General features: G+C 65.6%; 6 protein-coding genes. 1 reads left to right on the forward strand and 5 read right to left on the reverse strand.

Going from position 1 to position 10,576, the window contains the following annotated elements:
- The 3 genes from ABZD10_RS09640 to gmd all read right to left on the reverse strand — a co-directional run.
- A partial coding sequence (locus ABZD10_RS09640) for a DegT/DnrJ/EryC1/StrS family aminotransferase (RefSeq protein WP_372886120.1) occupies positions 1-966 on the reverse strand: 966 nt, incomplete at its 3' end.
- Positions 963-1,898 (reverse strand): GDP-L-fucose synthase family protein, encoded by a 936-nt coding sequence (locus tag ABZD10_RS09645; protein WP_372886122.1) that lies wholly within the window; start codon positions 1,896-1,898, stop codon positions 963-965. The genes ABZD10_RS09640 and ABZD10_RS09645, both read right to left, overlap by 4 nt.
- 9 nt (positions 1,899-1,907) lie before the next feature.
- Complete coding sequence (gmd, locus tag ABZD10_RS09650; protein ID WP_372886124.1) at positions 1,908-3,026, reverse strand: GDP-mannose 4,6-dehydratase; 1,119 nt, start codon at positions 3,024-3,026, stop codon at positions 1,908-1,910.
- A 437-nt stretch (positions 3,027-3,463) separates the two neighbouring features.
- On the opposite strand from gmd, the gene ABZD10_RS09655 reads away from it, so the two are divergent.
- Positions 3,464-5,680, forward strand: a complete 2,217-nt coding sequence (locus ABZD10_RS09655; RefSeq protein WP_372886126.1) for an NADP-dependent isocitrate dehydrogenase — start codon at positions 3,464-3,466, stop codon at positions 5,678-5,680.
- 56 nt (positions 5,681-5,736) lie between these two features.
- Here ABZD10_RS09655 and ABZD10_RS09660 read toward each other — a convergent pair whose 3' ends face one another.
- Positions 5,737-8,982, reverse strand: a complete 3,246-nt coding sequence (locus tag ABZD10_RS09660) for a translocation/assembly module TamB domain-containing protein (RefSeq protein ID WP_372886128.1) — start codon at positions 8,980-8,982, stop codon at positions 5,737-5,739.
- A partial coding sequence (locus ABZD10_RS09665; RefSeq protein ID WP_372886130.1) for an autotransporter assembly complex family protein occupies positions 8,982-10,576 on the reverse strand: 1,595 nt, incomplete at its 5' end. The genes ABZD10_RS09665 and ABZD10_RS09660, both read right to left, overlap by 1 nt.

Genomic DNA, 10,576 nt, shown 5'->3' on the forward strand with positions numbered 1-10,576 from the left:
CAGATCGGCGCGGTTCAGGCCGCTGCCGGGCCGGATGACCAGCGAGAAGCCGAACCAGCTGGCCTCGCCGATCTCGCGCTGGATCATGAACTTGGGGTGGTTGCCCAGGCGCTGCTGCACCAGGGTGCCATTGGCGCGGCGGCCCTTGATCAGGCCCGGCAGTTTGGCCAGCTGTTCGATGCCCAGGGCGCCGGACATTTCCAGCGGGCGCAGGTTGTAGCCGGGCAGCACAAAGCGGAAGCTTTCCTCGAACGGATCATCCGATTTCTCGCCCGTGACATGATTGAACTTGGGCAGATTGCGGGTCCAGCCGTGGGCGCGCAGGGCCAGCATGACGTGATAGAGCTCTTCGTCGTCCGTCACCACCATGCCGCCTTCCATGGTCGAGATATGGTGTGAGAAAAAGCAGGAATAGCTGCCCATTGTGCCAAAGGTGCCGGCCTCTTTGCCGTTGAACCGGGCGCCCATGGATTCGCAATTGTCCTCGATCATCACGATCTCGCGCCCGTCGATGATGCGGGTGATGGCGTCAAAATCATTGGGGTTGCCCAAGAGGTTCACCACCATGATGGCGCGCGTCCTGTCGGTGACCGCCGCTTCCAGAGCCGCGAGGTCATAGTTCAGCGTCTCGAGGTCGATATCGACAAATTTCAGATGCAGCCCGTATTGGTTCAGCGGGTAATAGGTGGTCGACCAGCTGACAGCCGGCACGATGATTTCATCGCCGCGTTCCAACTTCAGCGCCGGGTTCTTGGTGAAGAACAGCGCCGCGGTCATCAAGAGGTTGGCTGACGAGCCGGAATTGACCATCACCGCGTGGTTCGAGCCAAAATGCGCCGCAAACTGGCGTTCAAACTCGGCAACCTCGGCGCCCATGGAATAACGATCGGATGCGATCACCTTTTGCAGGGCGTCCAGTTCCTTCTGGTCCCAGGACGAGGTGGCCAGCGGGTAGCGAAAGCTCATTTCGTCACTCCTTCGAGATAAAATTCATATGTTTGCGCGATACCGTCCTGCAGCGAGGTCGGGGCGCTCCAGCCCCAAGTCGCCAGCCGCTCGGTCGCGCTGAGTTTCTGTTTCATGCCGACGGGTTTGGACAGGTTATGCACAAAGTCACCCTGCCAGCCGATCACATCGGCCACCGTCTGATAATATTCATTGATCGTGTAGTCATGGCCCAGCCCGGTGTTCATCAGGTCGGGGATGTTCTCGATGTCTGTCGCGGCGCGCAGCACCGCATCCGCCAGATCGCCGGCATACATGAACTCACGCCGCGCCGTGCCATCGCCCCAGATCTCGACCGTGGCCTCGCCATCGACCTTGGCGCAATGCACCTTGTGGATGATCGCGGGCAACAGATGCGAATGCTTCGGGTCGAACTTGTCGTGCCGCCCAAACAGGTTGCAGGGGATCAGGGTTTTGTACTGCGCCGCCGCGTCTTCGCGGCGGATATACTGACACAGCCGCGTCGCCATGATCTTGGCCAGCGCATAGCCCTCGTTGGTGGGCTCCAGCTCGCCGGTCAGGATCATCTCTTCGCTGAGCGGATTGGGCGCAGCGCGGGGATACATGCAGGTCGAGGCGAGATTGAGGAAATTCCTGACCCCGGCCTGATAGGCACCCATGATGATATTGCGCCCCATGGCGGTGTTGCGTTCCAGAAAGGCCACCGGTTGCGCCATATTGGCCTGGATGCCGCCCACCTGACCGGCGGCATGCACCACGAGGTCGGGAGTATGCGCCTCGACATAGGCGCTGACCGCATGTGAATCGGTCAGGTCCAGTTCGCCCGACGAGGGGGCGAGGATCTGCCAGTCGGATGCCAGGGGATGTTCAAGGATGTTCCTGCCGACCATGCCCGAGCCGCCGGTCAGCAGAAGGGTTCCGTTTTTGGCCATGATGCGCCCCTAGTTCTCGGTTGCGACCGGCAGTTCCAGCCCGTGCTCGCGCAGCAGGCGGTTGCGGCGCGCATCCTTCAGATCGCCGGCCACCATCTCGGCGCACATCTCCTGCACGGTGATCTCCGGCACCCAGCCCATCTTGGCCTTGGCCTTGGCCGGATCCCCCAGAAGGGTCTCCACCTCGGCGGGGCGGAAATAGCGCGGGTCGATGCGCAGGATCACGTCGCCCACCGACAGGGCCGGGGCATTGTCGCCCTCAATGGCCTCGATAATACCCACTTCCTCGAGGCCTTCGCCCTCAAAGCGCAGGGTGATGCCCAGCTCTTCCGCCGACCACTTGATGAACTGGCGCACCGAATATTGCACGCCGGTGGCGATCACGAAATCATCGGGCTCGTCCTGCTGCAGCATCATCCACTGCATGCGCACGTAGTCCTTGGCATGGCCCCAGTCGCGCAGCGCGTCGATATTGCCCATGTAAAGGCAGGGCTCGAGCCCTTGGGCGATATTGGCCAGACCGCGGGTGATCTTGCGGGTCACGAAGGTCTCACCCCGGCGCGGGCTCTCGTGGTTAAAGAGGATGCCGTTGCAGGCATACATGCCGTAAGCTTCGCGGTAGTTCACGGTGATCCAATAGGCGTACATCTTGGCCACCGCATAGGGCGAGCGCGGGTGGAACGGCGTGGTCTCGGTCTGCGGGATCTCCTGCACCAGACCGTAAAGTTCCGAGGTCGACGCCTGGTAAAACCGGGTCTTCTTCTCGAGCCCCAAGAAGCGGATCGCCTCGAGCAGGCGCAGGGTGCCGGTGGCATCCACGTCGGCGGTATATTCCGGCGCCTCAAAGCTGACGGCCACATGGCTTTGCGCACCGAGGTTATAGACCTCGTCGGGTTCAACCTCGCGCAGGATGCGGGTCAGGTTCGAGGTGTCGGTCAGATCGCCGTAATGCAGCTTGAACCGGGAATTGGTGGTGTGCGGATCCTGAAAAATATGGTCGATGCGCTGGGTGTTGAACGACGAGGCCCGGCGCTTGATGCCGTGCACCTCATAGCCTTTCTCCAGCAGAAATTCCGCCAGATACGATCCGTCCTGACCCGTCACGCCCGTAATAAGTGCTTTCTTCATGAATTCTTCCTCTGCCCGGCAGCGGTACTGCCCGATGCGTTGCTCGTTACCTCATGGCCCTACGCGGGATTTCGCCGGAATTCTTGACTTTTTTATGCCCGAAATACGGTGCTATGGGGCCGCTCGTTCGGGCGACAAGTTACCCTCATATCCACCCCGGTTGCAACTGCGGCGCGGATTTGCCGGCCGATCCGGTGGCACCGGGGGCGATCGACGGACCGCTGCGCGGGACATCCGGGGTGCGGTCAACCCCGTGGCATCATGCCCCTGCGATAATGCGCAGGGATCAATTGAATTTTCCGTGGCATTGTTTTAAAGGGGCGGCATATGTTGCGTTGCTGCGACTGCAAAGAGGTCGTGCAACTAAATTTCGAGAACTGGTAGCCCTGCTACTGACGTCACCTGAACTTCCTCAATCGCTGAAAGGTAGGGATAAAATGGCCGAGAAAACCAACCCCGACATTTTGTATACCATTGTAGACGAAGCGCCCGAGCTGGCCTCGGCTTCGTTTCTTCCGATCATCCGCAAATTCGTTTCTGCGGCAGGGATCACCGTTGGTACCCCGGACATTTCGCTGGCCGGTCGCATCATCGCGACCTTTCCCGAGAACCTGACCGAAGAACAGCGCCAGTCGGACGAGCTGGCGGCACTGGGCGAGCTGGTGAAGACCCCGGCGGCCAATGTCATCAAGCTGCCCAACATCTCGGCCTCGGTGCCGCAGCTGGTGGCGGCGATCGAAGAGCTTCAGGCCCAGGGCTACGCCCTTCCCGATTACCCCGAAGAGCCGTCGACCGACGAAGAAAAAGCCGTGCGCGCCAAGTATGACACCATCAAGGGCTCGGCCGTGAACCCGGTTCTGCGCGAGGGCAACTCGGACCGTCGCGCGGCCAAGGCGGTGAAGAACTACGCCCAGAACAACCCGCATTCGATGGGCGCATGGGCGGCGGACAGCAAGACCAAAGTGTCATCGATGCCGGGCAATGATTTCTATGCCAACGAAGTGTCGGCCACGATCTCGGCCGATCAGGCCGGCGACGCCAAGATCGAATTCGTCGCCAAGGACGGTTCGGTCACCGTGCTGAAAGACGGCTGGACGCTGGACGAGGGCACCGTCGCGGATGCCACCTTCATGTCGGCCAAGGCGCTGGGCGCTTTCCTGGCCGAGGCCATCGAAGACACCAAGGCCGACGGCACCATGTTCTCGCTGCACATGAAAGCCACCATGATGAAGGTCTCGGACCCGATCATCTTTGGTCACGCGGTCAAGGCCTGGCTGGGCCCGGTCTGGGACAAGCACGGCGCCGCCATCGCGGCCGCCGGTGGGTCGCCGAACTCGGGTCTGGGCGCGGTTCTGGACGCCATCGACTCGCTGGACAACGCCGCCGAGATCAAGGCCGAAATCGCGGCGCTGGATCGCCCCAGCATGTATATGGTCGACAGCGACAAGGGCATCACCAACCTGCATGTGCCCTCGGACGTCATCATCGACGCCTCGATGCCGGCGGTGATCCGCGCCGGCGGCAAGGGCTGGGACGAGACCGGCGCCAAGGGCGACACCAACTGTGTCATCCCCGACCGCTGCTATTCGACCGTCTATGACGAGACCATCAACTTCTTCAAGGCCAATGGCGCGCTCGACGTGACCAAGGCCGGATCGGTGGCCAACGTCGGCCTGATGGCGCAGAAGGCCGAGGAATACGGCTCGCACCCGACCACCTTCGAAGCCCCGGCCGACGGTGCGATCCGCATCGTTCTGGCCAATGGCGAGACCCTGCACAGCCATGACGTCGAAGCCGGAGACATCTGGCGCTCCTGCACCGCCAAGAAGGCGCCGATCGAGAACTGGATCGAGCTGGCGATGGACCGTCAGCGCCTGACCGGATCGGAGGCGATCTTCTGGCTCGATGCCAACCGCGCCCATGACGCGGAGCTGATCAAATACGTCGAACCGGCGCTGCAAGCCGCCGGCGTCGCCGACAAGTTCCAGATCATGGCGCCGCGCGAAGCCACCGCCCAGTCGCTGAAGACCATCACCTCGGGTGCCGACAGCATCGCCATCACCGGCAACGTGCTGCGCGACTATCTGACCGACCTGTTCCCGATCCTCGAACTGGGCACCTCGGCCAAGATGCTGTCGATCGTGAAACTGATGCAGGGCGGCGGGCTGTTCGAAACCGGCGCCGGCGGTTCGGCCCCGAAACACGTGCAGCAGCTGGTCGAGCAGAACCACCTGCGCTGGGATTCGATGGGCGAGTTCTGCGCGCTGGGTGAATCGCTGAACTTCCTCGCCGACAGCCAGGGCAACGCCAAGGCCGGCGTTCTGGGCCGCGCCGCCGAAGCCGCGACCCAGGGCATCCTCGACAACAACCGCAGCCCGAGCCGCAAGGTCGGTGAGCCCGACAACCGCGACAGCCACTACTGGTTCGCGCGCTACTGGGCCGAGGCGCTGGCCGCGCAGGGCGACGATGCCGATCTGGCGGCGGAATTCGCGCCGGTCGCCAAGGCGCTGGCCGACGGCGAAGCCGCGATTCTGGCCGAACTGGCCGCAGCGCAGGGCCCGGCGGCCGACATCGGTGGCTATTTCCGCCCCAGCGTCGAGCTGAAAGCCAAGGTGATGCGCCCCAGCGCGACGCTGAACGCCATCATCGACTAAGGCCGATGACCTGACCGCGAGAGCGCCCGGAGTGATTCTCCGGGCGTTTTCTTTGGTCAGTAGTCTTTTCTGTAAAACAGGCCGATGCCGGTATTGGAATCGGAATCCACGCTGCCCGAAATGGTCAGTTTCGGGCTCACATCCAGATTCAGACTGATCGAGCTCTGCCCCTGATCGTCGACGCCGATCTCGGTATAGAGATTGTCGCTGACACGCTTGCCCGCGCTGAGCCCGGTGCGGCCGCTTTCGTCGGTGGTGATGTCAAGATCATCCAGCCCGATCCCGCTGCGCAGGCGGGCCAGGAGTCCGCCGGCCCCCTGACCGCGCATCGCCGCCACCGCAGCCGCCAGTTCGGCGGCCTGATAGGCGGAAATCTCGGCGATATCCTCGCCGAAGAGAATGTAGGAAAGCGCCTCTTCCTCGGGCATGTCGGGTGAGGAGCGGATCGAGAGCCTCGGGGCACTGGCGCGCCCCTGCAGCAGGATTTCGAAACTGGCGCCGCTGGCACGGGTTTCGGCGACCAGGCGCAGGTCGGGTTCGAAACCTCCCAGCAGACGGATCTGGCCCTCGGTCAGGGTCAGCCGCTTGGCCAGAAAGTCGAGCCGCCCGCGGGACAGTGTGAATTCGCCCGAGGTCACGATGGCGTCGGTGGTGCCGCGCAGGGTCAGGGCGCCGCCGAATTCGGCGTCGAGCCCGAGCCCGCGCACAAAGACCCGGTTGTCGGCACGGATACTCAGGTCCAGCGTATGGGGCAGGGCCCTGCGGCCCGTGGGGGCGGCCTTTGCGACCACCACACCGGCGCGCTTGCGGGTCAGGAAGACCGGGGCGGGCTGGTGGCGGTGGCCGATCTCGGGAATCGCTTCGCCGCCGTCGATTCCGGTGCCCGAGACCCGGATTTCGGTGTTTTCCAACAGGACTTCGCCCGAAATCAGCGCGCCGCCAGCCAGCGGCCCGTCGAGTGCGATCTGCCCCAGAAGCACCGTTTCGAGCATGTTCTGGTAGAGAAGGCGCGCGCCTTGCAGCTCGAGATCGAGATCGGCCGCATAGGGGGCCTTCATCCCCACCTGCCCACCGATCCGGACGCGCCCGCCGGTGGCAACCGCTCCGGTCAGATCGACGCTGGCGGTTGCATCACGCAGGCCGATCGTGGCGTCGATCCCTTCCAGCGCGAGACGGTAGCTGGGCAGGGCCAGCCGCGCCTGCGACGCCCGAAGGCTGCCGCTGAGGCTGGACAGGGCAAAGGGACCGTCAAGCAGCAGATCGACCGCCGCCACCCCCCGCAGCGAGGCGGGCTGAACCATGGCGTTCAGGGACGCCAGCGGCAGGTTGCCTGTCAGCGCAAGTTTCGCGCCCTGCAGATCGCCCTGAACCCGGCCTTTTGCGGCAAGGGCGACGCCCGAGCTGCCGGTGCCGTCCAGCGCCACCTGCCAGCCGGCCCCCTCGCGCCTTGCCGAGGCGCGAACCGAGGCAGAGCCCGACAGACCGGGCGCAAGGGTCTCGATACGGGCCAGATCGAGCGCCAGATCGGCGGTGCCGCCGCCGGTGCTGAGATGGGCGGTGGCCGAAGCCCTGAGCAGCGCGCTTTGCAGTTCGAACTGCCGCAGGTTCAGCCCCGAGGTGCTGCGCTCCAGCGACAGGGTCAGCGCGGTCTTCGGCCCGGCCAGCGCATCGACGATGGCCTCGCCGGTTCTGAGCCCGTCTGCCGAAGCCGCAACCGTGGCGTCGAAAGCGCCGGTCAGGGGCTGCCAATTGCCGTCGATCCGGGCCTTCAGCGCGCCGCGCAGGGGGCGCCCGGCGAGAGGGTCGCCAATGGCCAGATCGGCGATGTCGACCTCGGCCCAGCCGGCGAGAGCCGGTGCCGTCGGCAGGCCCGAAACCTCGCCCGACGCAGTCGCCGTGCTGCGGCCTGCGATCAGGCCGAGGCGGTGAAGCTTCAGCGCCTCTCCGGCACGCCACGACAACGAAGTGTCCAGCCTTGCCTCGGTGCCGAGGGCGCGGGCGATCTCGGGGCGGCGGGGGTCGGCCGGGGCGATCCCGCTGGCCTCGAGCGACAGGATGGCGCTGAGATCGGGGCGGTCGAAATGGTGGATGGCGCCGGTCCCCGACAGGTCGATCGCGGCGATGGCCAGATCTGCGCCGCGCAGACGGTTCAGGCGGCCGCGCAATTCCCATCCGTCGCCCCTGTCACGGTCATAGCGCAGGTCAAGCCGCGCGTCGGCAAGGCGGATCCCGCCCGATCCCGGCAGCAGGACACTGTCGGCCTGCGGGTCGGCGATGGAAATGTCCAGCGCCATCCGCTCGGGCAGACCGCCTGCGGCGAGGGTCATTTCGCCGGCGGCACGCAGGGCGCGCGACTCGAGCAAGAGTTGCTCAAGGCGGAGGCGACCGTCGCTGAGGGCGCGGGCGCGGGTGGTCAGGACCACTTCCTTGCCGAAGAAGGCCCCGTGTTCGGGGGCAAAGAGCGGCGCAAGGTCGCCGGCGATGTCAGCCTCGAACAGCCGCGATCGGCCGGTGGTCACGGCATTGTCGTCCAGTTCGTCGACCAGCATGGTGCCGACCGAGCCACTCAGCCGCCGGGTGCCGCCGGTATCCATCAGAATCGCCGCTTCAAAGGAATCCAGCGGCGCTGTTCCGGTGACTTCAAGATGAACCGAGGGGCGGCCGGGCAGGGCCAGCGCATTGGCAAGGATGCCGTCCGGGCCTTCTTCAAGTGCCAGATCGACCATGAGAACCCGATCGGAATTGGCGAAGGCGGTATCGACCCGGATGATCCCGTGCGGCCCGCCAAGACGCAGGATGTCGAGACGGGCGGCACCCTCGCCATCGGCCAGCCTCAGGCTGCCGCTTACCGAGAGGGTGGCTTCCTGTCCAAGAACCGATGCCCCCAGAACCACCCGCCCGGCCTTGATGCTGCCGATCTCGATGCTCACCGGCAGGGCAGGCAGCGTGAACGCGCCCGCCTCGGGGCGCGGCGCAGCCGGTTCCGAGACCGGCATTCGGGCGATCCGGATTTCGCTGGCGGCCAGTGTCTCCACCGCGATCCGGCCCTCCAGCAGCGCGGCGCGACTCCAGTTCAGCTCGACATCGCCGAGCGTCAGCCAGACCCCGTCGGCATCGGCAATGGTCAGCGACTGCATTCTGGCCTGCGAACTGAGGGCGCCTTCGAAACCTTCGATCACCACCTCGCGTCCGGCACCCGACAGGCTGTCTTCGAGAAATCGCGTCAGGCGGCCCTTGTCGTCTTCGGCGGCGCTGGCGGCCAGCGGGGCCAGAAGGCAGAGGATCAGAAGCAGCCAGCGCATCAAAAGGCCTGCCCTATGCCGACATAAAGCTGTGCGCCGCCCGAGGTGCCGCCCGAGACCGGCAGCGCGATGTCGGCGCGAATGGGGCCGATGCTGGTGTGATAGCGCAGCCCGATCCCGGCCCCGGCATGCCAGTTCCCGGCCCCGGTGATATCCGATGTGCTGCCGACGAAGCCGGCATCGTAAAAGGCGACTGCCGAGACACTGTCGGTGGCACGGACGCGCAATTCGCCCGACAGGCCGAGGAACGACAGGCCGCCGCTGCGCCGGCCGCCGACCGTGACCAGGCCCGACTGGTAGAGATGGCCGCGCACGGTGCCGCCGCCGCCCGACAGGAACAGGTAGTCGGGCGGGGTTTCGGACAGGCCCGGGCCGAAGACGCTGCCGTACTGCAACCGGCCGGCAACGACGACGCGGTCAGAACCGAGGCTGCGATAGGCCCGCATGTCGCCCGTCAGCCGCAGGCCCGGCGCGCCGTCGAAGTGGCTGGCGTAGGGCATCGCCTCGGCCCTGACATAGCTGCCCCGGGTCGGGTCCAGCCGGTCGTCGCGGCGGTCACGGATCGCGCGCAGCGGCAGGCCGAGGGTGCGGAACTGCCGGTCGCCGTAATCGTCGCCGGCGTTGCTTGCCTCGAGCAGCAGCCCGCCATAGAGGGTGCTGTGTTCGGAAAGGGTTCGGGTCAGGCCAAGGGTCAGGGCCAGCTTCTCGGTCCTGAAAATGTCGTTGTCCAGACTCAGCAGACCGGCGCTCAGGCCGAAGTCGATATCGGGGCGCAGCGTCGCCGGGCGGGTCAGCGCCGCTTGCAGGGCCAGTTCGGCGTTGTCGCCCTGTCCGCCGATGCCGGCCGCCTCGGCGTCGATCTGGAACCGCTCACCGCCGCCCAGAAGGTTGCGGTGCAGCCAGGTCGCGCTCAGCGACAGGCCGTCGCGCGATTCGAGCTCGGCGCCAAAGGTAAGCCGGCGCGGCTTGTCGTCTTCGACACGCAGCTCGATGTCCAGCGTGCCGTCGGGCCCCGCTGTGTCGGCCTCGGAGATGGTGACAGATCGGAACACCCCGGTGCGCCGCAGTCGCCGGGCGATTCTCTCGAGCTCGTCGGGGTGGTAGGTCTCTCCCGAGGGCAGCGAGGCGATGCGGCGCAGCCGTTCGTCGGAAAGTGCCGTCTTCCCGTCCAGATGAAGCGCCCCGAACCGCAGCCGTGGCCCGGGCGCAAGCACGATGTCGACATCAAGGGTCTGGTCGCGGTGATCGGCGGTGATCGACTGGGCGCCGATGCGCGCCTTGGCATGTCCGGCTTCGCGCCAGCCCTGCACGCCCTGGCTGGCCGCAAGGGAAATGGCCCCGGTCCCGGCGGGCTCGCCGGGTTGAAACCCGCCGCCGACCGTCGTGCCCGGAGCAAGGGGCGCAAGCCGCGCGAGGGCAAAGTGGAACCGGGGGCCGGGCGCGACCTGAACCGCGACGCGGTCGACCTTGCGCAATGGCTGAAGCGACGGCAGGAACGCCGCCTCGCGCCCGTCGATGCGGATGGAGATGGTGGGGCCGAAATAGCCCTCTTCGTAAAGCACCGCCAGCAGCCGCCGGTAATCCGCGCGCGCTG

The organism is Shimia sp., from assembly GCF_041624275.1.
GTDB lineage: Bacteria > Pseudomonadota > Alphaproteobacteria > Rhodobacterales > Rhodobacteraceae > Shimia.